At 61.1% G+C, this 23,293-nt stretch carries 24 protein-coding genes; 7 read left to right on the top strand and 17 right to left on the bottom strand.

The annotated features are described in order from the left end of the window. Window positions 1–858: 858 nt before the first annotated feature. Window positions 859–1,728, bottom strand: a complete 870-nt coding sequence (gene rpoH, locus DDE77_RS12875; RefSeq protein ID WP_108397885.1) for an RNA polymerase sigma factor RpoH — start codon at window positions 1,726–1,728, stop codon at window positions 859–861. A gap of 278 nt (window positions 1,729–2,006) precedes the next feature. Further along, the gene (locus DDE77_RS12870) at window positions 2,007–3,035 is read right to left on the bottom strand and encodes an RluA family pseudouridine synthase (RefSeq protein WP_108397884.1); all 1,029 of its coding nucleotides are present in this window, start codon (window positions 3,033–3,035) and stop codon (window positions 2,007–2,009) included. On the opposite strand from DDE77_RS12870, the gene DDE77_RS12865 reads away from it, so the two are divergent. Beyond that, window positions 3,034–3,384: a hypothetical protein gene (locus DDE77_RS12865; protein WP_108397883.1), complete on the top strand. Its 351-nt coding sequence runs from the start codon at window positions 3,034–3,036 to the stop codon at window positions 3,382–3,384. The two genes, DDE77_RS12870 and DDE77_RS12865, sit on opposite strands and share 2 nt — an antisense overlap. A gap of 3 nt (window positions 3,385–3,387) precedes the next feature. Here the strand turns inward: DDE77_RS12865 and DDE77_RS12860 are convergent, their stop codons facing one another. After that, entirely contained in the window at window positions 3,388–4,335 is a 948-nt protein-coding gene (locus tag DDE77_RS12860; protein WP_157959816.1) for a hypothetical protein, read from the bottom strand. Window positions 4,336–4,526: 191 nt separating this feature from the next. Continuing rightward, window positions 4,527–5,096 carry a DUF1134 domain-containing protein gene (locus DDE77_RS12855; protein ID WP_108398096.1) on the bottom strand — a complete coding sequence of 190 codons (570 nt, stop codon included), beginning with the start codon at window positions 5,094–5,096 and terminating at the stop codon, window positions 4,527–4,529. A gap of 108 nt (window positions 5,097–5,204) precedes the next feature. Here DDE77_RS12855 and DDE77_RS12850 point away from each other — a divergent pair, with 108 nt between their 5' ends. From DDE77_RS12850 to DDE77_RS12840, 3 genes are all read left to right on the top strand, one after another. Continuing rightward, entirely contained in the window at window positions 5,205–5,702 is a 498-nt protein-coding gene (locus tag DDE77_RS12850; RefSeq protein ID WP_157959815.1) for a YHS domain-containing (seleno)protein, read from the top strand. A 94-nt stretch (window positions 5,703–5,796) separates the two neighbouring features. Next, a complete protein-coding gene (gene chpT, locus DDE77_RS12845; protein WP_108397880.1) occupies window positions 5,797–6,489 on the top strand; it encodes a histidine phosphotransferase ChpT in 693 nt (230 codons plus the stop codon). 69 nt (window positions 6,490–6,558) lie between these two features. Beyond that, entirely contained in the window at window positions 6,559–6,918 is a 360-nt protein-coding gene (locus DDE77_RS12840; protein ID WP_108397879.1) for a response regulator, read from the top strand. 135 nt (window positions 6,919–7,053) lie between these two features. Here DDE77_RS12840 and DDE77_RS12835 read toward each other — a convergent pair whose 3' ends face one another. The 3 genes from DDE77_RS12835 to ctrA form a co-directional block, all read right to left on the bottom strand. Further along, complete coding sequence (locus tag DDE77_RS12835; protein WP_108397878.1) at window positions 7,054–8,334, bottom strand: RNA polymerase sigma factor; 1,281 nt, start codon at window positions 8,332–8,334, stop codon at window positions 7,054–7,056. Between the two features lie 153 nt (window positions 8,335–8,487). After that, window positions 8,488–9,630, bottom strand: coding sequence for a coiled-coil domain-containing protein (locus DDE77_RS12830; RefSeq protein ID WP_108397877.1), 1,143 nt, complete (start codon window positions 9,628–9,630; stop codon window positions 8,488–8,490). A gap of 155 nt (window positions 9,631–9,785) precedes the next feature. Further along, a complete protein-coding gene (ctrA, locus tag DDE77_RS12825) occupies window positions 9,786–10,493 on the bottom strand; it encodes a response regulator transcription factor CtrA (RefSeq protein WP_108397876.1) in 708 nt (235 codons plus the stop codon). Between the two features lie 420 nt (window positions 10,494–10,913). Here ctrA and fliI point away from each other — a divergent pair, with 420 nt between their 5' ends. After that, window positions 10,914–12,242 carry a flagellar protein export ATPase FliI gene (gene fliI / locus DDE77_RS12820; protein WP_108397875.1) on the top strand — a complete coding sequence of 443 codons (1,329 nt, stop codon included), beginning with the start codon at window positions 10,914–10,916 and terminating at the stop codon, window positions 12,240–12,242. Between the two features lie 52 nt (window positions 12,243–12,294). Beyond that, on the top strand, window positions 12,295–12,708 hold the full coding sequence (gene fliJ, locus DDE77_RS12815; RefSeq protein WP_108397874.1) for a flagellar export protein FliJ: 414 nt from the start codon (window positions 12,295–12,297) through the stop codon (window positions 12,706–12,708). Window positions 12,709–12,932: 224 nt separating this feature from the next. Here the strand turns inward: fliJ and DDE77_RS12810 are convergent, their stop codons facing one another. The 4 genes from DDE77_RS12810 to DDE77_RS12795 all read right to left on the bottom strand — a co-directional run bounded on the left by DDE77_RS12810 (window position 12,933) and on the right by DDE77_RS12795 (window position 16,506). After that, entirely contained in the window at window positions 12,933–13,865 is a 933-nt protein-coding gene (locus tag DDE77_RS12810) for a PRC-barrel domain-containing protein (protein ID WP_170116520.1), read from the bottom strand. A 75-nt stretch (window positions 13,866–13,940) separates the two neighbouring features. Then, window positions 13,941–14,630, bottom strand: coding sequence for a PRC-barrel domain-containing protein (locus tag DDE77_RS12805; protein WP_157959814.1), 690 nt, complete (start codon window positions 14,628–14,630; stop codon window positions 13,941–13,943). A 315-nt stretch (window positions 14,631–14,945) separates the two neighbouring features. Beyond that, entirely contained in the window at window positions 14,946–15,401 is a 456-nt protein-coding gene (locus DDE77_RS12800; RefSeq protein ID WP_108397871.1) for a GNAT family N-acetyltransferase, read from the bottom strand. Window positions 15,402–15,447: 46 nt separating this feature from the next. Then, window positions 15,448–16,506: a zinc-binding metallopeptidase family protein gene (locus tag DDE77_RS12795; RefSeq protein WP_108397870.1), complete on the bottom strand. Its 1,059-nt coding sequence runs from the start codon at window positions 16,504–16,506 to the stop codon at window positions 15,448–15,450. 173 nt (window positions 16,507–16,679) lie between these two features. On the opposite strand from DDE77_RS12795, the gene DDE77_RS12790 reads away from it, so the two are divergent. Continuing rightward, window positions 16,680–17,384 (top strand): glutathione S-transferase N-terminal domain-containing protein, encoded by a 705-nt coding sequence (locus DDE77_RS12790; protein ID WP_108397869.1) that lies wholly within the window; start codon window positions 16,680–16,682, stop codon window positions 17,382–17,384. Between the two features lie 12 nt (window positions 17,385–17,396). Here DDE77_RS12790 and DDE77_RS12785 read toward each other — a convergent pair whose 3' ends face one another. Genes DDE77_RS12785 through fliG form a run of 6 tightly spaced genes read right to left on the bottom strand, consistent with a single transcriptional unit; the run spans window position 17,397 to window position 23,291 of the window. Further along, window positions 17,397–17,696, bottom strand: coding sequence for a putative quinol monooxygenase (locus tag DDE77_RS12785; protein ID WP_108397868.1), 300 nt, complete (start codon window positions 17,694–17,696; stop codon window positions 17,397–17,399). A 2-nt stretch (window positions 17,697–17,698) separates the two neighbouring features. Continuing rightward, window positions 17,699–19,837, bottom strand: a complete 2,139-nt coding sequence (gene flhA / locus DDE77_RS12780; protein WP_108397867.1) for a flagellar biosynthesis protein FlhA — start codon at window positions 19,835–19,837, stop codon at window positions 17,699–17,701. A 7-nt stretch (window positions 19,838–19,844) separates the two neighbouring features. Then, on the bottom strand, window positions 19,845–21,212 hold the full coding sequence (flbD, locus tag DDE77_RS12775) for a sigma-54-dependent transcriptional regulator FlbD (RefSeq protein WP_108397866.1): 1,368 nt from the start codon (window positions 21,210–21,212) through the stop codon (window positions 19,845–19,847). A gap of 11 nt (window positions 21,213–21,223) precedes the next feature. Continuing rightward, window positions 21,224–21,529, bottom strand: coding sequence for a flagellar motor switch protein FliN (gene fliN / locus DDE77_RS12770; RefSeq protein ID WP_108398095.1), 306 nt, complete (start codon window positions 21,527–21,529; stop codon window positions 21,224–21,226). Window positions 21,530–21,567: 38 nt separating this feature from the next. Next, on the bottom strand, window positions 21,568–22,227 hold the full coding sequence (locus tag DDE77_RS12765) for a FliH/SctL family protein (RefSeq protein WP_108397865.1): 660 nt from the start codon (window positions 22,225–22,227) through the stop codon (window positions 21,568–21,570). Further along, window positions 22,224–23,291: a flagellar motor switch protein FliG gene (gene fliG, locus DDE77_RS12760; RefSeq protein ID WP_108397864.1), complete on the bottom strand. Its 1,068-nt coding sequence runs from the start codon at window positions 23,289–23,291 to the stop codon at window positions 22,224–22,226. Before fliG ends, DDE77_RS12765 begins: the two co-directional genes overlap by 4 nt. Between the last annotated feature and the right edge of the window lie 2 nt (window positions 23,292–23,293).

Below are 23,293 nucleotides of genomic sequence, written 5' to 3'. Positions count from 1 at the left end.
TAGTGTAGTGAGACAAAGCCTCGCCACATCAGATGGGATTTTAGGCTGATCCCGGCGCGACTCTGGACGAAGGGCTTCAATAGCCCCCACAATCACTTCCGCCGTCCTACGGGGATCGCGACATCCCCGCCCCATCTGCCCCTTCACAAGCCGGTTCGCGCGACCCGCTGGTTGGTGAAGGCAGTGGGGAGAGATTAGCGCACGGGAATGGTGGGGGGAGAAGGGGGATATCTTTATGCTGTGCGTGGGGATGGGACCCCCACCTAGCCTCCCCCTGAGAGGTGGAGGAACATCAGTTCACCGGATCAGCCACAGCCTCGGTGTCATCCCGGGCTCGACCCGGGATCCATCCTGAGGTGGTTGGGTGGGTGGAGGTGGACCGTCTGAACCACCTTGCGGCTGGGGTGGGATCTCGGGATCGGCCCCGGGTCGAGCCCGGGGTGACATTGTGGGTGGGGTGGGATGGTGCCATACCTCCGATCGTCATCCTCGGGCTTGACCCGAGGGGACTGCCCTTGCGGGACGCTGGTAAAGTGCAGAGCCCTCGGGTCAAGCCCGAGGGTGACAATGAGTGGGTGAGGGCTTCGGTTACGCAGTGGCCCTTATGGTAAGCCTGTCGAACCAGGAAGGCGTGGCACATGAGGTTGCTACTCGTTCGGCCTCGTAGTTCGACAGGCTCACTATGAGGCCTTGAGGAAGCTTGGCGGCGGCGAAGGGCAGAGCCCTCGGGTCAGGCCCAAGGGTGGCGATTGGTGGCGGGGCGAGATGATGCCGGCCCTCTCGTGAGTGGTCCGCACTAGCCTCTCGCAACAAAAAAGGCGGGCACTGGGCCCGCCTTCGGTATCATTTAATCCCGGCCTAGTTGGCGCGGGCGGCTTCCTTGACGGCGTCTTGCACTTTTTCAAAGGCGCGCACTTCGATCTGGCGAATGCGTTCGCGGCTGACGTCGTATTGCTGGGCCAGTTCTTCCAGGGTTGATGGATTCTCCTGGAGGCGACGGGCATGGAAGATGGCGCGTTCGCGATCGTTCAGCACGTCCATGGCGTTGTTGAGCAGGCCCATGCGTTCGCTGTATTCCTCGCTCTCGCCCAGCCTGGTTTCGGCGCTCGGCGTGTCATCCACGAGCCAGTCCTGCCATTCGGAAGAGCCTTCGTCGGCTCGCATGGGCGAGTTGAGCGAGGCGTCACCGGACAGGCGCGCGTTCATAGAAACAACGTCGTCTTCGGTGACGTTGAGCGTAGTCGCGATCTGCTTGATCTGGTCTGGATGGAGCGATCCGTCGTCCAGGGCAGCAATCTGGCCCTTCACCTTGCGCAGGTTGAAGAACAGACGCTTCTGGGCGGCAGTCGTGCCGATCTTGACCAGGCTCCAGGAGCGCAGGACATATTCCTGGATTGCAGCGCGGATCCACCACATGGCATAGGTTGCCAAGCGGAAGCCCTTATCAGGCTCGAAGCGCTTAACGGCATGCATGAGGCCGACATTGCCCTCCGAAATGACTTCAGAAATAGGCAGGCCATAGCCGCGATACCCCATCGCGATCTTGGCCACGAGACGCAAATGCGAGGTGATCAGCTTCTGGGCAGCGCCCGGATCGGCGTGTTCCTTGTAGCGCTTGGCCAGCATGAATTCTTCATCCGGTTCCAGCATCGGGAACTTGCGGATTTCCTGAAGATAGCGGCTGAGGCCGCCTTCGGCTGAGAGGACTGGAAGATTGGTCTGGGCCATTTATTGCACCCCTTTCATGTTCCCCCAAGCAGGCCGGTCAAGGAACGGCAGTACCCCACAGCCGCTCCGGTACCCCTCGAGGGTAGCTAGCTTCGCCGCGGTCCATCCAACCCATCGGCAAACTACGATGAATATATAATCGGCAATTTGGCGAATGTAAGAGCACCGGATCGCCAAAATGGTTACAAATACGCAAGGCTTGCTCAGGGCCTTAGCGTGCACTCAATACACTCTACGCCCATGTAGACCCTCGGGTTCATTCACCATGCGGTGAATCGCTAGCGGGCAAAAGCCTTGTTGTAGCCTTCAAGCGCATCCTGGAGTGCTTGAAGGTCCGGCGGCAGGGGAGCCTCGAAGAACATTTCTTCTTGCGTGACAGGATGTTCGAAGCCCAGCTCGGCCGCATGAAGGGCTTGGCGACCGAGCGACTGGATAGGCCCGACGACATCAGGAGGCAATTTGTTGATCTTGGTAGCGTAACCTGAAGCATAAACGGCATCGGCCACCAGGGGATGGCCGATATGGGCCATGTGGACGCGGATCTGGTGGGTGCGGCCGGTTTCAAGGTGACACTGGACGCGCGTAATGTCCCAGCCGGCATCACCGAAACGCTGCTCGACAAAATAGTGGGTGATGGCTTCGCGGCCATCCTTGCGCACGGCCTGCTTGAGGCGATTGTTCTGGTCGCGCCCGAGCGGGGCGTCGATACTGCCCTTGCCGGTTTCGGTGGAGCCCCAAACAAAAGCGATATAGGCGCGATGGAGTGGGCCGGTGCGGCCATGGTCGGCGAATTGCTCGGAAAGGTGCCTATGCGCCGTCTCAGTCTTGGCCGCCACCATGACACCGGATGTGTCGCGATCCAGGCGATGGACGATGCCGGGGCGCTTGACGCCACCAATGCCCACGAGGCTATCGCCGCAATGATAAAGCAGCGCATTGACCAGCGTACCGTTGGGCGAGCCGGGGGCAGGGTGAACAACCATGCCGACAGGCTTGTTGACGACGATCAACTGGTCGTCCTCGTAAAGGATGTCGAGCGGGATATTCTCGGGATGGGGCTCGGCATCTTCAGGCGGCGGGGCAAGAAGAATGATTGTCTCGCCGGCGTTAAGCCGGTATTTGGGCTCGCTGACGGTTTGGCCGTCGATGGTGACGGCGCCGGACAGGATCAGATCCTTGATCCGGTTGCGGCTTAAAACGGTGTGGGCCTTTGCCAGGGTGGCGTCGAGCCGACCGCCGGCCATTTCGCTATCGACGACGAGTTCAACTTCGTCGCCCTCGAACTCCAATGCGGTATTTTCGGCCATGAGCAATCCTAACGAGACCGGGCCCGGCGGCCCCAAAGCGGACGAGCCTTTATCCCCCGAGGCGCTGGCCGTGTTCAGCAAGGCGCGCCGTTCATTCGGGATATCGATCGGCATCCTGTTGCTGGGCTTTATGGCGATTGCCTTCGCCCTTGTCTATCGGGTGATGCGCGACGCACCGCCGCCTGCGGTGGCGGAGATCGTTTCGGTGCCCGCCGGGGCGGAAGTGATCTCGGCCGTGGTCAGCGAGGGGGCGATCAACGTGACCTATAGCATGAACGGGGTGACGACGCTTGCTTTGTTTGACCAGGCCAGTGGCGAGCTGACGCGCAGTGTGGTGATCGGGGAGTAGGGGCTAACGCCCCTGAATTTCCCGGATCGCGGCCATGCGGTCCGAAACGCCGCCCTTGCGTTCGCTCCGGGCGGGTTTGGCTGGGACGTCGGTGAAATCACCCGTATCGGCAAAGCGCTGCACGCGGTCAAACAGACTTTCGCCTTCGTTGGTGTGGACGGGCGTTTCGGTTTCCGCGGCATAAACCAGCCGGCTAACGCTGCCGGCGATGTCCTTAAGCCTGTCGCGCATAGCGGCTTCTTCTAGCCGGTCGGTGTCCCAATCGGCCAGGATGGAGCTTTCCACATTGGCGACCTTATTGCGCAGGCTTTCGAGCTCGGCTTCCTGCGTCAGCTTGTCAGCGAGGGGCTGTTCGGCGCCGCCGGCGCTGATCTCGACCGTGCTTCCGGTTTCGGAGAGAAGGGCATTGAGGCGGCTTTCGGCGCTGGCGATGCGCGCCTGGGCAATCACAAGATCATCGCCGTCGACGTTCTTGGCTCCGTTTTCCCCATCAGCCGCTTCGGGCATGTCGGCCAGGGCCACCGCATTTTCGGCGCTCGCCTGGTTGGCGCCTTCCAGCTGTTCGGCAGCTTCTCGCTCCAGTTGGGCGACGCGGTCGCGCAGTTCGCCATGCTGCTTTTCAAGCTCGGCGATCTGGCGCAAATGCCCGTCGCGCTCGGCCTGTAGCGTGGCAATGTCGGCGCGCTTCTGGTTGACCTCGGCGAGGCTTTCGGTGAGCTTGGCGCGCAGGGTCTCGATGTTGACTTCAAGGCGCCGGGTGGTGAGGGCGAACTCGGCGCGGAGCTGATCCTTGTCGGCCCGGAACTCGGCCATGGTGATGGGAGTCGCGGCTTCGATGCGGCGCTTGGTCAGGCGCACCGCCCGCTTCCAGACGGCCGGCAGGATGATCAGGGCCAGAAGCCCCGCCACCAGCACGCCCATCGCGAAATACATCATGTTTTCGATCAGCATCTGCCGAACTCCAGCACCGCGCAGCAGACAGGCGCGGGTTTTGCAATTTTCCGGCAGCTCAGGCGGCCCATCGCCGTCTTCGCCAGCCACTATCCCTAACGCATGAGCAGGCCAGATCGGGCCAAATCCTATGCGTGAGCGCGGCTGTTATTTCACAGGCGTGTCAACAATGCATCAATGGCTTTTGAGGCCTAGAAGGGGTTCCAGGTGGGCTCGTTGGTGAAGTTGAGGTAGCCGATATTGACTCCAAGGCGGGCGCCGACGCCCGAGCGGATGGGGACCATCACGACCGGGCCGCGCTTGATCACCGTCATGCCAAAGCCACCCACCACATAAGCCGAACCATTGACGCCGGCATAGCGGCCCAGGACGTCGCCGATCTGGTTGAGATTGTAGACCAGCATCATGACCTTGGAGCCATCGCCGCCGACGTCGAAGCCCAGGGACGGGCCCTGCCAGTAAACGGCATATTGGCCGGCATTGCGGGTATAAACCGTGCCTTCGCCATAGCGAGCACCCGCAAAAAGGGCGCCGCCGGCATCTTCGCCCAAGATATAGCCATTGGGCAGCCCGAATTCGCTCACCGCGCGTTCAACGAGGGACGCCAGGCCCTGCGAGGCGCTTCCGAAGAATTCGCGGCCACTTTCGACCAGCTCTTCGCCCGAATAGGTTTCGCTCAGCGAGCCTTGGGCAAAAGCCGTGGGCAGGGGTGCAACAATGGCTGCCAGCAGCGTGACGAGAATGGCAAGGCGCTTGATCATCTGGATCTCCTCCGGCAGCAAGGCGGTGGTTACGGGCTCGTTAAGGCTTGGCGACTAGCTTTGCCCCGGCAAATCCCGATGCCCGTCCTGCCGATCATTGGATCAATGATGACGCAAACCTCTAAACAAATCTTAACCATGCTCGCCTTTGTTTTGCCCGTTTTTGGCATGGTTTGTGCCGCAATCGCGCCGGTGCGGGCGCAATCGGTGGTGACGTTGATCGTCACCGACCCGCTCACCGGCATTGCCATTTCGGGCTATGATCCGGTGAGCTATTTTACCGAACCGGCGCCGCTTCCCGGCCGGGCTGATTTTGAATTGGTTTGGCAGAATGTGCCCTGGCATTTCGCGAGCGCGGCCAATCGCGATGTGTTCCAGCGAGCGCCCGAAGTTTATGCCCCTCAATATGGTGGGCATGACGGGATGGGCGTTTCGCGCGGTTTTGTGGCCGACAGCGATGCGCGGATCTACGCTGTGTTCAAGGAGCGGCTTTATCTGTTTTATTCAGCCGCGAACCGCGAGGCGTTCCTGCTTGCGCCTGATGCTGCGGCGCGCACGGGAGCGGAGAAGTGGCCCGAATTGTCCAGGCAGCTATCGGTGAACTGACGGGTCGGGTTTTTTAGGCTCACTTTAAACCATGTGCCTTTAAGGTCGGACCCAAATTGATTCTGGCGGTGCACCGCCCTACGGAGATTTTCCCATGGCCGATATTATCGAGCTCCAGGCAACCGATCTTGCGGCGATGCTGTGCAGCCGGGTTTGCCACGATCTGATCAACCCCATTGGTGCGATCGGTAATGGCCTTGAAGTTCTGGCTGACCCCAACCAGGGCGAAATGGCCGAGGGCGCGCGCGACCTGATCGCCAGCGCCGCCAAGCAGAGCCGCGCCAAGCTCGAATTTGCGCGCCTGGCCTATGGCGCCTCCTCGACAGCCGGTACCGACATCGACACGCGTGAATGCGAGCGCGTGGCGCGCATCCTGTTCGAGATCGAAAAAGCCGATCTTGAATGGAATGTGCCGCTTATCCTTCTTCCCAAGCACAAGGCCAAGCTCTTCATGAACATGCTGCTGATTGCAGCCATGTCCGTGCCGCGCGGCGGGCTGGTGACGGCGTCGATTTCGGGCGAGGCGGGGAGCGAAAAGTTTGAGTTCAGCTCCAAGAGCGATCCGGAAAAGCGGCAAAAAACGCTTGTGCCATCGGGTGCCGCGGGCCTTTTGTCGGGAATGCCCGAAGAAGGCGCCGTCGACGCGCGGGGCATACAGCCGTTCTATACGGGGCTGCTTGCCCGCATGACAGCAATGGAACTCGCCATTGGGATCGAAGACGGCAAGTTCTTTTTCACGGCCAATCCCAAGGTGGCCGAAGAGAGTGCTGTCGAAGTGTCTGCTTGACGCTAACCAATCCGTAGGATGTCGCTGGTATGATCGGTTCCTGCGTCAGCCTCTGCGGAACCGGGTACGATGAAATCCTGCTTGATCGTCGATGACTCCACCGTCGTGCGCAAAGTCGCACGGCGCATCCTGGAAGACATGGACTATATTGTCGAGGAGGCCGAAGACGGGCAGGAAGCGTTCGATAAATGCCGCCAGGAAATGCCCGACGCCATCCTTCTGGACTGGAGCATGCCCATCCTGAGCGGGCTGGAATTCCTCAAGCTCCTGCGCGGCTATGTCGGCGGGGAAAAGCCCTGGGTCGTTTATTGCACGGTTGAAAACGACATCGGCACCATCGCCATGGCGCTCAAGGCAGGCGCCAGCGATTATATGATGAAGCCGTTTGACCGGGCTATTCTGGAAGCCAAATTCGAGGCTGCCGCTTAGAGGCGAGGCTTGCCCGGTTTCCGCGGACTTGATCCGCGCGTCCTCCTCCACACGGCACAAGCGGAGCGTAACCCCGGATCAGGTCTGGGGCAATTGTGGTGGGGCGGGCTCGAGCGGATAATCTACCTAGCGGCTCTAGGGCGCTGGTTGATCCCTGCTATTTTCCTCCGCTCGCGCGGTGAGATACGCCCGCTCACGCTGGTTGCGGGTGAGTTCTGACGCGCGTCTGAATTCCTGTGACGCTTCGGCATAGCGGCCCAGCTTGCTCAGCAAATCACCACGGACGCCATAGAGCAGGTGATAGTTTCTGAGCGCGGAATTGTTTTTGATGCCGTCGATCACAGCAAGCCCAGCGGCCGGACCTTGGGCCATGGATATCGCTACGGCACGGTTGAGCTCGACCACGGGGGAGGGGGTCTGCTGGTTCAAGCGGGCATAAAGCCCCGCGATCCGGTTCCAGTCGGTCTCGGCCGTGCTCCTTGCCCGCGCATGACAGGCCGCAATGGCTGCCTGAAGGGCGTAGGGCTGATCCTCGCCGCCGCGCCTTATGGCCTCGTCGAGGGCCGCCAGGCCAGAACTGATTTGCGCGTGGTCCCATCTGGAGCGATCCTGATCGCCCAAAAGAATCGGTTGGCCCTCCCGATCGGTTCGCGCCGCATTGCGGGAGGCCTGGATTTCCATGAGGGCAACAAGGGCATGAACCTCGCTGTCATCGGGGGACAGCCGCATCAGGATGCGGCCGAGGCGGATAGCTTCGTCGCAGAGCTGTGGGCGGATCCAGTCATCGCCCGATGTCGCGGAATAGCCTTCGTTGAAGATGAGGTAGAGCACGCCCAGCACGGACGCGAGACGCTCGGCACGTTCAGGGCCGCGCGGCACTTCAAAGGGGATGCCGGCTTCGGCAATGGTTTTCTTGGCACGCACGATCCGCTGGCTGATCGTGGGTTCGGCAGCAAGGAAAGCGCGGGCAATTTCTTCTGTGGTAAGCCCGCCAAGCAGGCGTAGGGTCAGCGCGACCCGGGACTCGGCCGGCAGGATCGGGTGGCAGGCGGTGAAGATCAGGCGCAGGAGATCGTCACCGACGTCATCGTCGAGGGCGTCGTGCAGATCGGCTTCGTGGTCGAGCCTATCAGTTTCGATGATGTGGCCGACCTGCGCGAGCTTCTCGGCCGCCATCTTGCGGTGACGAAAGAGGTCGATTGCGCGGCGCTTGGCAGTTTGCATGAGCCAGGCGCCAGGATTGTGCGGCACGCCGGCTTGGGGCCAGTTCTTGAGCGCGATGACCAGCGCGTCCTGCGCCAGCTCCTCGGCCAGTGTGATATCGCGCACCATGCGCGTGAGGCTAGCGATCAGCCGAGGCTGCTCGGTTTTCCAAACATCGGTGATGGTGCGTTGGACATTGTTTGCTGCGGCCATGGCAGCAGAAAAGCAGGGCCGTGGCGGAAAGGCAATGGTTCTGCCTCCCAGGTGGTGTTCGACGGGCCCGGTGGGCGGCGACATCTCGGGATGGGCCCCGGCTCAAGGCCGGGGTAACATCGCGTGTGGGTGAGGTGGTCCGGGACGCCTAACTTACGGGGCGCGGTCGAACTGCAGGCCGGACAGGGCGCAACCAGGGGCATCGCCTATGGTGAAGCCGTTGTCGTTATTGGCGATGGGGCAGGTCATGGGGAATTGCGCATTGCCCACCGCGCCTTGCGCATTAGTGAGCTGCAGCTCGGTTTCGGTCAGGACGTAGTCGCCGGAAACCGAACGGTTGCCGCGACCTGTGAGGGTGAACTTGCCGGCAGGGTCCAGGCTCAAGGCCAGCCCTTGAGCCTCGCCTTCGCCCGCAACCGTGTAGCGGCCCATGGTGTCGGCGGTGGCGATTGCGCCAGCAATGCGCTGTTCAAGGGCCGTGAGTTCTTCACCGCGCTGGGTAATGGTGCGGCTGAGCTCATCAACCTGGGGCTGCAGCTGGTTGCGCTGGTCCTGATAGTTCTGCACTTCGGCGGTCAGCTGGTCCCGGCGGGTCTGCAGGTCGGCGACCTGTTGCTGGAGAGTCTGGAGGTCAGCGCCCGCCGCCTGCGTCTGGGCGGCAAGATCGGTCATCTGCCCCTGGGCGGTGGTCAGCTGTTCGCGTGTGCTTTGCAGCCGGCTCTGAAGATCGGCCAGATTGCTGGTTGCCGTTGCTGCCTCGCTGGTCAGCTGGGCTGCATTGGAAGCTGCTGCGGCTTCGATCTGGCGGGCTTCTTCAAGGCGAGCGCCAATATCGGTCAGCTGCTGGTTGGCAGTGTCGATTTGCGCTTGCAGCTCCTCTTGCCGTCCGGTGAGCTCGGCTGTCTGCTGGGTGGCGGCTTCCGCCTCCTGCTGCAGCGTGGCTGTTTCGGTGCGGCGGGCCTCGAGGTCGCCGGTCAGGGCTTCAAGTTCAGCCTGGCGTGCTGTTAGGTCATTGCGCACGGTTTCCAGCGATGCCGTATTGGCGGCAAGGTCCTGCTGGGCAGTGGCGATCTGTGCCTGCAGGTCAGTTAACTGGCCTTGCGCCTCTTCCTGCGCGGCAAGGCGCTGGGTAACATCATCGCGCTCGGCGGTAAGGGTTGCGATGGTCTCCTGTTGCTGTCCCGATTGGCTCGCCGAATTGATCCACATGGCGAAAAAGGCCAGCCAGCCGGCCACGGCGATCACGAGAATGATGATCACGAGCGGCTCGCGCAGGCGCTGCGACAGGTCTGACATGGCTGATTATCCCCCAAAATACCTCGCATCGATAACGCCTGTGCCCGGGGTCAGTTCCGGGCTCTTGCGCAGCCTGTAGAATGGGGAAAACGAAAGCCCCGCGTGACGGTGTCACGCGGGGGCAAATGGTTGATGACAAAGGGTCCTGAAGGGGATCAGGCGACGTTGTCGGCGTAGACTTCGCTTTCGTCGGGTTCACGCAGGACGTAGCCGCGGCCCCAGACGGTTTCGATGTAGTTCTTGCCACCCGTGGCCACCGAAAGCTTCTTGCGCAGCTTGCAGATAAACACGTCGATGATCTTGAGTTCGGGTTCGTCCATACCGCCATAAAGGTGGTTGAGGAACATTTCCTTGGTGAGCGTCGTCCCCTTGCGCAGGGACAGCAGCTCGAGCATCTGGTATTCCTTGCCCGTGAGGTGCACGCGCTGGGACTGCACTTCAACGGTCTTGGTGTCGAGATTGACCGTGAGTTCGCCCGTGGTGATGACCGACTGGGCGTGACCCTTGGAGCGGCGCACAATGGCGTGGATGCGAGCAACCAGCTCGTCCTTGTGGAAGGGCTTGGTCATGTAGTCGTCGGCGCCGAAGCCGAGACCGCGCACCTTGTCCTCGATGCCGGCGAGGCCGGACAGGATCAGGATTGGCGTCTGAACCTTGGCAACACGCAGGGTGCGAAGCACCTCGTAACCGCTCATGTCGGGCAGGTTCAGATCGAGAAGGATAATATCGTAGTCGTAGAGTTTGCCGAGATCGACGCCTTCCTCACCAAGATCGGTGGTGTAAACGTTGAAGCTCTCGGACTTGAGCATCAGTTCGATGCTTTGCGCTGTTGCGCTGTCGTCCTCAATAAGGAGTACCCGCATTTTATTCCCCTTGTCATTCGTTCCTGCTGGAACCGTGGGACCTGGCCTGCCCACGCCAACCCTACTGGATATGACTGAACCCTAAGTCCAAATAGTTAACAAAGTTTAATTCAGTTGGGCAATACGCAAACGACGTTAGGATGAATTAAGTCTAACACATTGAAAAATAACGGTTAATCTTATTTATTTTTCTTAAGAAAATGGTTTAAGTTGGCCGCATAAACGACTCTGCGGACTCAGGCAATGCAATGTCTGGCAAGGGTTTGGAGCAGGGTCGGCGCAAAGCAGCGGACGGAGTGCTCCAGTGCCTGGAATAGCGCTTTTACCTTAAGGATCGGTTACCATCTGATTCGAGATTGTTCCCGATAATGGCCGTCGGGAAACCATAGTTTAGCCATTGCAGTAAACGGATGCTGACCGATGAAGGCGCTTATATCGGCAATCGAGGCGATCGACGATGTGGAGGTCTATGGCCGCGTCAAGTCGGTGCAAGGGCTGCTGATCGAGATCGTGGGTCCGGTGCGCGAGCTTCGCGTGGGCGGCCGCGTGCAGATCGATACGGTCAACGACGAGCAGGTCGCGGCCGAGATCATCGGCTTCAAGGACGGGCATGCCCTGTGCTTGCCATTCGGGCAATTGGGCGGGGTGCGGCTGGGCTGCAAGGCGGTGTTCCAGCGCAATGACGGCTCGGCCTTTCCTTCGGAGGGTTGGCTCGGGCGTGTGGTCAATGCCAATGGCGAACCGATCGATGGCAAGGGGCCATTGCCGCGCGGCGCGACGCCTTACCCCTTGCGGCAGAACCCTCTGCTGGCGCATGACCGGGTCCGCGTGGGCGATCCGCTGGATCTGGGCGTGCGGTGCCTTAATACCTTTACCACCGTGTGCGAGGGGCAGCGCCTGGGCATCTTTGCCGGCTCGGGCGTGGGCAAGTCGGTGCTGATGAGCATGCTGGCGCGCAACACCAATGTGGATGTGGCCGTGATCGGGCTGATCGGCGAGCGCGGCCGCGAGGTGCACGAGTTCATCCAGGAATATCTCGGTGAGGCGGGGCTCGCCAATGCCGTGGTGGTGGTCGCGACCTCGGACGAGGCGGCGCTGATGCGGCGGCAGGCGGCTTACATGTCGCTGGCTTTGAGCGAATATTTCCGCGACCAGGGCAAACGCGTTCTTTGCATGATGGATAGCCTGACCCGCTTTGCCATGGCGCAACGCGAGATCGGCCTCGCCATTGGGGAGCCGCCGACTGCAAAGGGCTATCCGCCAACCGTCTTTACCGAGTTGCCGCGCCTTTTGGAGCGTGCCGGACCTGGAACGCCTTCTACCGGTTCTGTTACCGGACTTTTTACCGTTTTGGTGGAAGGTGATGACCACAATGAGCCCATTGCGGATGCCGTGCGCGGGATTCTTGACGGGCACATTGTGATGGAGCGTGGCATTGCCGAACGGGGACGTTACCCCGCCGTCAATGTGCTCCGGTCCATTTCGCGCACCATGCCTGGGTGTGTGCCGGTTGATTTCCGGCCCACCTTGCAAAAGGCGCGAGAGCTCATGTCCATCTATTCGGACATGGAGGAACTGATCCGGCTGGGGGCTTACCGGAAAGGGTCAGATCCGAAAGTGGACCGCGCGATCGCTATCAACCCGCAACTTGAGGCTTTTTTAAGCCAGAGCCGGGAAGAAACGACAACGATCGCCGAGGGCTATAAAATGCTCGAGGCGATCGTGGCCGAGGCGGGCGCGGCAGGCTGATGGGGCCGTGTATGGGCCCCGGAACTGACTTGGTGTGTAAGGAGTACAGGTCTTGAAATCGCGCAGCGAGAGCCTCATTCGGCTCAAGAAGTTCCAGGTGGACGAGAAGCGCCGGCAGGTTGCGCAGATCGAAATGATGGTCCGTGATTTCGAGCGCATGGCAGCCGAACTCGACCAGCAGATCGAAATCGAGCAGACCAAGACCGGTATTTCGGACGTGGCGCATTTCGCCTATTCCACCTTTGCCAAGGCCGCGATTACCCGGCGCGATAATCTGCTGGCATCAGCCAATGACATGCGCAGCAAGCTCGAGACAGCCCAGGATGCGCTGGCCGAGGCGCTGGAGGATCTCAAGAAGGTGGAATTGCTAGACCAGCGCGAACATCAGCGCGACCGGGACGAGCAGAACAAGGCCGAGCAGGCCGACTACGACGAGATTGCCCGCTTGAGGTTTTCGCGGCAGTAGAATGCGGGCCATTTGGCCTTGCGGCACAGAACGTGAGGCGCCCGCGGGTTGACCCCGGGGTGACGATTGGAACCAATTGTCCGCCCACAGCCGCTTCCCGCGGACTTGATCCGCGGGTCACTCTTCATCTGGCACAAGCGGCAAGAGACCCCCGGATCAAGTCCGGGGGAGGCGCCGGTGTTTGTTGGGCGGCCTTAGGCTCCCTTGGGGCACGCGCCAATCCCTCAGGGGCTAATCACCATACGCTGCTGGTTCCGCTCCGCCTGATAGGTCTGCGGGTCGTATTCCGTTTGCGCTTCGAGCTGCTCGCGCGTGGTGTTGAGGAATAAATAGCGGTTGCCGAAGGTGTCGGCTGAAAAGGTGAGATTGTCGAACCCCACCGCAACGGGCTTGGCGCCCAGGCCAAGGAAGCCGCCAACGTCGACGATTACGGCATCGAAGCTGCCATCCTGGTTGGTCAGGACATCACCGATGCTGCCGATCAGCTCGTCATTGATGCCATAAACGCCAATGCCGCGCAGTTGTTCGGCCGTGAGGCCGGTTTCGTCGAACTCGGAAAAGCCACTCCGGTCAAGTGCGGAAGGAGTACCCTGTGCTTCGGGCTGGTCGGTCGTGAGGGCCGGATCGATCGGGGCGGCATTGGGGTCACCGTCGACGAGCTGTTCTTCTTCCTCTTCAGGCGTAAGAGCTGGTTCGCCCGTAGTCTCTTCGCTTTCGCCCCAGATAAAGGCCGGGGCATCGGCGAGGGATTCGGCGGTAGCCGCAAGCACCCAGCGGCGCGAGCCATCCTCGCGTTCAGCCCATTCGAGTTGGCTGAAGTCGACCGCAACGTCCTTGGAGCCAACGCCCAGAAAGCCGCCCACGCCGATTACCACGGCTGAAAGCCCTTGGCCCGCAGTCACGACCATGTCGTTGATGGTGCCGATTTCCTCGGCGTTATCGGCGGTGGACGAATAAACGGTCTGCCCCAGCAATTGGGTGACCAGGATATCAGTGCCGTCGGCCGTAAAGCCTTGCGAGAGCACGGTGGGAGGCGTGAGGCCGCTCTGCTCCAATTGCGTTGATCCCCCGCCTGTGCCGACGCCCGATGTGCCCTGCCCTAGGGCAGGTGCTGCAGCCAAAAGCGCAAGGGTTGAAAGGAGGGTGAATAGCCGCATCATGGATCTCCGGAAGTCGTACATGCAAAAAAGGCCAGCCCTAAGGCTGGCCCTCGTTGTGGCAATCCTTGCGGATTAGTTGGTTGCGGGAGCCATTGCGCCGCCCTCAGCCGGGGCCATTGCCCCACCCTCAGCGGGAGCCATCGCGCCGCCATCGGCCGGAGCCATGGTGTCGCCTGCGTCAACCGGTTCATCTTCTTCCCAGACGAATTCCGGCGCGCCTTCAAGAGCCTCTGCGGTGGTTTCGACAACCCAACGTTCAGTGTTGTCGGCAGCGATCACGAACTGGAGCTCCTCAAAGGGAACGGCCACGGACTTCTCGCCAAGGCCCAGGAAACCGCCCACGCCGATCACGACGGCCGTCATCTGGCCTTCCTGGTTGAACACGACGTCCGTGATATTGCCGATTTCTTCGGCATCATCGCCAGCAGACGAATAGACGGGCTGATCGATCAGCTCGGAAGCAAGATTGTCGCTGTCGACGGCGGTGTAGCCGGCGGACATCTCAAAACCCTGAAGCTGGGCCTGAGCTGCACCTGGCTCGGCTTCCACAGGCTCTGGTGCCTCAGCAGTAGGGGCAGGAGCAGCTGGAGTCGCCGTTTCCGCGGCAGGAGCTGCTGGAGCAGCCGGAGCGTTGGGATCAGCTGGCGCCATTTCGGTTGTTGCAGGTGCATCGGTGTCCTGCACAGGCGTAGCGTCCTGAGCGATGGCGCCCGTGGACATCAGAGCTGCAATAGCTGTAGTAGCCAAGAGTGTGCGGATCATTATAGGCTCCATTGGTTCATTGTTCTTATGGACGGGACTTGCGGTACAAAACTTTGCCGGTCGCGCACCGCACGGTCCTGATGAACTGGTAACGCCATGGTGTGCGAACCGTTCCGCGAAGGTTTCGCGACATCACATTTTTGGCGCAAATAAAAGGCCGGCTCTCGCAGAACGAGGCCGGCCTTTCCCGCCTCCCTGGCGGATTATTATTCTGGGCACCGCGCCAATTTACGTCGCGAACTGCCCAGTGTGGGCGACAATATCGTACCTATCGTGGTCGTCCAGATGGTGCACCGAAATAGGCTTAAGCACAGGCTAATTGGTTAACTCGGCGCTTTCACGGTCATAGCTGCGCATGGCACGGTGCGGCATGCCGCCGTCGGTGAATTCGGGGCCAAAAGCTGCAAAGCCGAGCTTTTCATACATGGCCAACTTGTCCGATTGCGCTGTGAGGTAAAACCGGTCCTGGCCCTGCGCGCGGGCATGGTCCATCGCTGCTTCGATCATGAGCCTGGCGATGCCCCGGCCACGAAAAGTTTGCCGGACAGCAACCCGGCCGATCTTGACATGCTCGGGCTTGAAGATGAGGCGCAGCGTACCCACCACTTCGCCTTCGGCAACAGCCACGAAATGGGTGGCCGTGAAGTCATCCGCATCGTGCTCTTCAGCCTCGGGAACTTTTTGCTCCCAGACAAAGACTTCCCGCCGCAAGGCAAAGGCAGCGTTGCAGAGGGTGGAAAAGGAGGGGACCTGAAGGATGGTGATAGGCATGGGAGGAGGATAGCGGAAGGAGACAGTGCTTGGGAAGGACCCTCACTTAGGCCCGGACCCCATGCACCAGCTCGTGAATAAACCCCAGCTTCTCCACTACGGCCGGCGACAGCACGAAGGGGTAAGCGTCAGGATGCCCCATGGCGCGGTTGAGATTGTTGAGCATGGAGGCCAGCGGGATCCAGTTGTTGACCAGGGTCTGCGCATCGGACGCCGTATAGGGGTCGAAGTTCACCCGGACGGACAGGCTGCGATCACCGGTGCTGGGGCGGGCCTGCACGCCAAAGGCTGCCGCCATTTCCACTGTGTCGGTGATGTGAAGATAATGGGCAAAGGTTTCGGCGAAATCTTCCCAGGGGTGCGAGGTGGCATAGGCGCTGATGAAGTTCTGCGGCCAGCCGACCGGAGCCCCATTGGCGTAGTGATTTTGCAGAGCCTGCCCGTAATCTGCCGTTTCGTCGCCAAACAGTTGGCGGAAACGCTGCAGCGGTGCTTTGCCTTCCACCAGCAGATCCCAATAATGATGGGCGATTTCGTGTCGAAAGTGGCCGAGCAAGGTTCGGTAGGGCTCGCCCATGCTGGTGCGGCGGCTTTCGCGCTCTGCATCGTCAGCTTCCACCAGGGCAATGGTGATGATGCCGTTTTCGTGGCCCGTCATCACCGCACCCCCTTGCTCCGGCTCATCCGCCAGGAAACGAAAGGACAGGCCGTGCTCTGGGTCTTCAATGCGGGTCTGGAGCGGCAGGCCAAGCCGCAGAAGGGAATAGAACAGGCGCTTTTTGGCCCGCTCTATGGTCTGCCAACGTTCCAGGTTCAGCGGATGGCCTAAGGCAGGAATGGTTTCATTGTGCCGGCACGCGGCGCAGAAGATATTGCCCCCCGGTTCGGCGGAGACCAGCCAATTGCAGGCTGCATGCTTGGCATTGTCGCAAAATACATAGTTCTCTCCGGGATATGCCGGCGAGGACCATGTCTGCCCATCGCACACCAGGGAAACCAGGGCATTCTTTTCGGGAATATAGCCGAGCTGGTGGCCGCAGCGCTCGCAGAGGGCGTTCTCGAAGTAAATCGTGTTGCCGCAATGATCGCAGACAAATAACTTCATGATCAGCCCCGTGGTGGATTGAGACAATGCACGAAAGCTGGCGCTGTTCCTTGGCTTGAATAGAGGACAGTGCGCCGCCATGTTCAGCCGCGGCGTCCCATCCCGATTTGAGTGCGCCGCCGATTTGCCCGCCCGAGTGCCGGCGGCAGGCTTTCTCTTTTGGAGCAAAATCAATGGCCGATTTTTCCCAGTTTCCCGTCGCCCAGCGCTGGCCGGCGCAGAATCCCGAAATCATTCAGCTTTATTCCTTCCCGACGCCCAATGGCGTCAAGGTTTCGATCATGCTGGAGGAAACCGGCCTACCCTATGAGGCCCATCTGGTGAACATCACCAAGAACGAGACCTGGGGGCCGGATTTCCTGGCGCTCAATCCCAATGGCAAGATCCCCGCAATCATTGACCCCAATGGTCCGGGTGGGAAGCCGCTGGAGTTGTTTGAATCAGGCGCGATCCTGATCTATCTCGCTGAAAAATCAGGTCAGCTTCTTTCGGCTGATCCGGCCCGGCGCTACCAGACGATCCAGTGGGTCATGTTCCAGATGGCTTCCATCGGGCCGATGTTCGGGCAGCTGGGGTTCTTCCACAAGTTTGCCGGCAAGGATTACGAAGACAAGCGGCCGCGCGACCGCTATGCCGCGGAATCAAAGCGGGTGCTGGGTGTTCTGGAAACCCGACTTGAGAGGCGCGAGTGGCTGATGGACGAATATTCCATTGCTGACATAGCGTGCCTTGGTTGGGTGCGCGCTATCGTGGAATTCTATGGCGCGGCCGATCTGGTGGATTATAGGAGCCTCAAGGCGGTACCGGCTTGGCTGGAGCGGGGCCTTGCCCGCGCCGCTGTGCAGCGCGGGCTCGATATTCCTAAACGGCCGGAATAGTCGGGGTCGAGGTCAGCCGGTTGCGTTGCCGTCGTCGCTGCAGCGGATGTTGTAGTGGCGCGGCATGCCGGCAGTGACCTTAGCCCAGTCAGATGCGCGGGCCCGCTGTTGATGGGCGTCAAAGGCGTCTTCGGCGATAAAAATCTCCGAGACGAGAAAGCGGGTGGGATCCTCGCTGCTCTGCCTTACCTCGAAGTGCAGGCAGCCCGGTTCGGCGCGGGTGAGCCGGGTATGCTCGGGCAATGCTGCAAGGACCGCTTCGATGCTTTCGGGTGGCACTTGGAGATGGCCATCAAGAAAGACCTTGCCCATGGCTAGACACTGCCCACCGTCTTGAGGCGGACGCGGGAATGGACCTCGTTCTGGCTCATCACCACGGTCTGGGGCCGGAAGCGCTCGATGATGGAGCGCACATGGGGGCGGATGCCGGGAGAGGTGATCAGCACGGGCAGTTCGCCCATCTGGGCGGCGCGCTCAAAGGCCTGTTGCACGGCGCTGATGAATTGCTGCAGGCGCGATGGCGCCATGGCCAGGTGCCGGTTCTCGCCATCGCCCACCATGGCTTCAGCAAAGTCGCGCTCCCATTGGGGCGAAAGGGTCAGGAGCGGCAGATTGCCATCTGGCCCCAGATTTGCGGCGCAAAGCTGGCGCGCGAGGCGCGAGCGGACGTGTTCGGCAATGGTCTGCACGGATCGGCCGGGCGCCGCGATCTCGGCCATGGCTTCAAGAATGGTCGAGAGGTCGCGGATGGAGATGCGCTCATTGAGCAGCGCCTGCAGCACGCGCTGCACGCCCGATACGGTGATCAGGCCCGGCACGATGTCTTCCACGAGCTTTTGCTGCTCCTTGGGCAGGCCGGAGAGGAGCGATTGCACGTTGGAATAGCTCAGCAGGTCCGCGACATTGGTTTTGAGCACTTCGGTGAGGTGCGTGGAAATAACGGTCGAGGGATCAATGATGGAAAGGCCGCGCAGTTCGGCTTCGTCGCGCAGCGCCGGTTCGATCCAGGTAGCGGGGAGGCCGAAAGTGGGCTCAGTGGTGTGGTGGCCCGGCAGGTCGATCTTGTTGCCATAGGGGTCCATGACCATCAGCAAATTGGCATAGATCTCGCCGGCACCGGCTTCCACTTCCTTGATGCGGACCTTGTAGGCATTAGGCTCGAGCTGCATGTTGTCGAGGATGCGCACGGGCGGCATGATGAAGCCGAGTTCGGTTGCCAGCTGGCGGCGCAGCGCCTTGATTTGCTCGGTGAGGCGGTCGGAGCCGCTTTCGTCTTCCTTGACCAGCGCCAGCAGGCCATAGCCCAGTTCGAGCTTGAGTTCGTCGATCTTGAGCGAATCGGTGATGGGAGCCTCGCCGGGCGGTGTGGCGCCAGGCGTGCCGGGTTGTGTCGCGGCCTTGGCGAGGGCTGCGACGGCATCGCTGGCCTTGGTTTCGTCCTTGGTGCGGGCAGCGCGCCAGGCGACATAGCCAACACCACCGGCCAGGGCCATGAAGGGAATAAAGGGCATGCCGGGAAGAAATGCCAGCGCGCCCATTACGGCCGCTGACATGCCCAGTGCCCGCGGATAGCCGGTGAACTGGGCCGAAAGGGCCTTGTCGGCCGAACCCGCCACGCCGGATTTCGAAACAAGGATACCTGCTGCCGTGGAAACGATCAGGGCGGGGATCTGGGAAACGAGACCATCGCCAATGGTGAGCAGGGTATAAACATTGGCCGCTTCGCCAAAGCTCAGGCCTTCCTGCATGACGCCGATCAGAATGCCGGCGGACACATTGATGAAGGTGATGATGAGGCCGGCAATGGCGTCGCCGCGCACGAATTTGGAGGCGCCGTCCATATTGCCGAAAAAGGCGCTTTCGCCTTCCAGTTCCGCGCGGCGCTTCTTGGCAGTGTCTTCGTCGATCAAACCCGCAGAAAGGTCGGCGTCGATGGCCATTTGCTTGCCCGGCATGGCGTCGAGGCTGAAGCGTGCGGCGACTTCAGCAATTCGGCCAGAACCCTTGGTGATGACGATGAAGTTCACGATCACGAGGATGATGAACACGACGACACCGATCACGAAATTTCCGCGCGTGACGAAATTGCCGAAGGCCTCGATGACGTGACCCGCAGCGGCGGTGCCATTGTGGCCCTCGCTCAGGATCAGGCGGGTGGTAGCAAGGTTGAGGCCCAGCCGCAGCATGGTGGCGATTAAAAGCACCGTCGGGAAGGACGAGAATTCGAGCGGCTTCTGGATAAACAGCGCCGTCATCAGGATCATCACGGAAAAAACGATCGAGATGGCAAGAAGCGCGTCCACCAGCAGCGCCGGCATGGGCACGATCAGGATGACGATCAGGCTCATCACGCCTGTGGCAAGCGCGATATCGCCGGAACGAAGCAGATCGACCACCGAAGCGGGGGTGGGGATCTTGAACTTGGCGTGCTGGCCGGTGGGGAGGTCGGTCATTTAGTGGTTAGGCCACGTTCCGGCGTTCGCCGGGCTCGGGGATGCGCGTGCCTTCATCGGCATATTGGTTGAGCTTGTTGCGCAGCGTGCGGATGGAGATGCCCAGGATATTGGCCGCATGGGTGCGGTTGCCCAGGGTGTGATCAAGCGTATCAAGAATCAAATCGCGCTCCACATCGGCCACGGTGCGGCCAACGAGCGCTGCCGACATGGTCTGGGCGGTTTGGGCCAACTGCGCCGAAAGCGAGCTTGCGGCGGCCACTTCGGAGAGCCCCATGCCGTCGGGGAGAACGATCGCGTCGGGGCCGATCACGGTACCCGATGACAGCAGCACGGCGCGGTGGAGCGTGTTTTCCAGTTCGCGCACGTTCCCCGGCCATGGCGCTTTCAGCAAAGCTTCGCAGGCGTCGGGCGAGAGCATGCGGCTCGGCAGGCCGTTGGCCTTGGCGTATTTGGCAACGAAATGCTCCGACAGCGCCAGGATGTCGCCGGGGCGATCGCGCAAGGCGGGGAGCTTCAGATTGATGACGTTGAGGCGGAACAGCAGATCCTCTCGGAAAGTCCCTTCGCGCACGGCTTCGCTGAGATTGCGGTTGGAGGTCGCCAGGATGCGGATATCCACCGGCACGGGCTTGCCGCCGCCGACGCGATCGATCAACCGCTCCTGAATGGCGCGCAGGAGCTTGGCCTGCAGGCGCACATCCATTTCTGAGATTTCGTCCAGCAGCAGCGTGCCGCCCGATGCTTCCTCGAACTTGCCGATGCGGCGCGCCACGGCGCCGGTGAAGGCGCCCTTTTCGTGCCCGAAAAGTTCGGACTCCAGCAGCGCCTCGGGAATAGCGGCGCAATTGACCGAAATGAACGGCTTGTTGGACCGCTTGGAGCGGGCATGAACGTATTTGGCAATCACTTCCTTGCCGGTGCCCGACTCGCCGGTGATCAGGATCGAGGCGTCGGATGGGGCGACCTGGTCGGCCATGCGGACCACGCGCTCCATGGCAGGGTCGCGGAACAGGAAGTCGGAGCTGTCGCGCGCAACGGCCGCGATAACGGCGGCGATCAGTTCGGCGTCGGGGGGCAGGGGGATATATTCCTTGGCGCCGGCGCGAATGGCGTTGACGGCAGCCGCGGCATTGGCCTCGACCCCACAGGCCACGACGGGAATGGCGATGCGCTCGGCTTCAAGGCCCGCAATCAGGGCGGCAATGTCCATCACCACATCGCAAAGAAGGAGGTCGGCACCGCGCCCGGCGCGCAGGGCGGCCAGCGCAATCTCGACGGATGGCGCATGGGCGACCTTGGCCCCGCCATTCATCGCCATCATGGTGGCTTCGCTCAGTTGACCCTCAAGGGCCCCGATGATCAGCAGACGCATCCTCGCCTCCCTTATTGTGGCTTGATGATTTCAGTCATGGTGACGCCGAGCTTGCCATCGACCAGCACGATTTCACCGCGCGCCACGAGGCGCTCGTTGATAAAGATTTCGACGGCCTCGCCAACTTGGCGGTCGAGTTCGATCACGGTGCCCGTATCGAGCTTGAGCAGCGCGCTGACCGGCATCTTGGTACGCCCAAGAACCACCGAGATGCGCACGGGAACATCGAACACAGCTTCCAGATCGGCGGCGGTCCGCTCGACATAGGTTTCAGGGGCAGAGCCGCGCCCGCCGGCGGTCATTTCTTCAAGATTCATGTCTTCACGCGTGGAAATGTCGTCGGGTCCGGAAGCGCTCAATGCTCGCTCTCCCCTAGTTCGGCTTGTCCGCGCGAAGCGGCAAGAAAGGCCGTGATCTTGCGATCGATGTTCTTTGAGATTTCGCCGATGTCGCGGACAAGGCCGCCATCGACCCATTCGAGCTTGCCATCGCCCAGCCGTATATCGGGGTCGCCCATGACAATCAGCCGGCCGGAAAAGCCAGAGGTCTGCATATGGGCAGTGGCGATATCGCGGATTTCGTCGGCAATATCGGTATGGCAGCGCACCACCAGATGCGGCACTCCCCCGATGCTTTGCATGCACTCGGCGATCAGGGCATCGAGTTCGGTGCTTGGATAACGGGCAAGAAGATGCAGGGCGAGCTTGCGCCCGATGCTGGCGGCCAGCTCGATCGCCTCGCGCTGGGCCTTGAGCGTTGCATCATCCAGCGCTGCTGCCATCTCGGCGGTTTGCGTCGCCAGCATGCCCGCCGCAGCCGCCAGGGTCTGGGCGGCCATGGAGGTTGCGTTGCGCTCACCGGCGGCCAGGCCTTCGGCATAGGCATCCTCGCGCGCTTGCGCAACGAGTTGGGCAACCACTTCCTCGGGCACGGTGGGCTTGGGCGGCGCGACGGGCACGGCGGTGCGCTCGCCCAGATCAAGATCAAAGGTGAAGCGTGCAATTTGCGCCATCATGCCACCATCTGATCGTCGGACTTGCTCTTGAGGATCATGATCTCGCCCTTGGCAGCCAGATCCTTGGCGGTAGACACCATGCGCCCCTGCGCCTCGTCCACGTCCTTGAGGCGGACGGGGCCCATTGCCTCCATGTCATCCCTGAGCAATTTGGCGGTGCGGGCCGACATGTTGCTGAAGAAGATTTCCTTGAGGCCATCATTGGCGCCCTTGAGCGCCATGGCGAGTTCCTTTTTGTCCATCTTGGTGAGCAGGGTCTGGATCGCGGAGGCTTCAAGCTTGCCCAGATCCTCGAAGGTGAACATCAGCGCCTTGATGCGCTCGGCATCGTCGCGATTGTGTTCTTCCAGCGTCGTGATGAAACGGGCTTCGGTCTGGCGATCAAAGCTGTTGAAGATTTCGGCCATCTGCTCATGGCTGTCGCGGCGCTTGGAGGTGTTGAGTGTCGACATGAACTCGGTGCGCAGCGTGGTTTCGATCTTCTCCAGAATTTCCTTTTGAACGGGATCAAGGCCCAGCATGCGCTGGACCACATCCATGGCGAGTTCCTCCGGCAGGACGGCCAGGACCTTGGAGGCATGTTCGGTGGCGATCTTGGAGAGCACCACGGCGATTGTTTGGGGGTATTCGTTCTTGAGATAGGCGGCCAGCACGTCGGCTTGGACGTTGGAGAGCTTCTCCCACATGTTGCGGCCAGCAGGCCCCCGGATCTCTTCCATGATGGAATCGACCTTTTCCTGCGGCAGGAAGCTGAGCAGCAGGCGTTCGGTGGAATCGGTATTGCCCGAAAGCGAGCCGTTGGACGAAATGGTGGTGACGAACTCGATCATCAGGTCGTCGAGCATTTCCTGGGTGATCGGGCCAAGGCGAACCATGGCGCGGCTCAGCTGCTTCACCTCGATTTCGTCCAGTTCGTCGAAGATGGGCTTGCCGTAGTCCGGGCCCAGCGCCAGCAGGAGCGCGGCGGCTTTTTCGTCGCCCGTGAGCGTGCGCTGGTTGGCGGCGTCGCCAACAACGAGCTGCTTGGCACTGGGATCTTGGGTGGATTGCGGGACAAGGGACATGG

Source organism: Devosia submarina (assembly GCF_003056345.1).
Taxonomy (GTDB): domain Bacteria; phylum Pseudomonadota; class Alphaproteobacteria; order Rhizobiales; family Devosiaceae; genus Devosia; species Devosia submarina.
The sequence above is the reverse complement of the archived record's forward strand: the minus strand, read 5'-3'. Positions and strand labels throughout refer to the sequence as shown.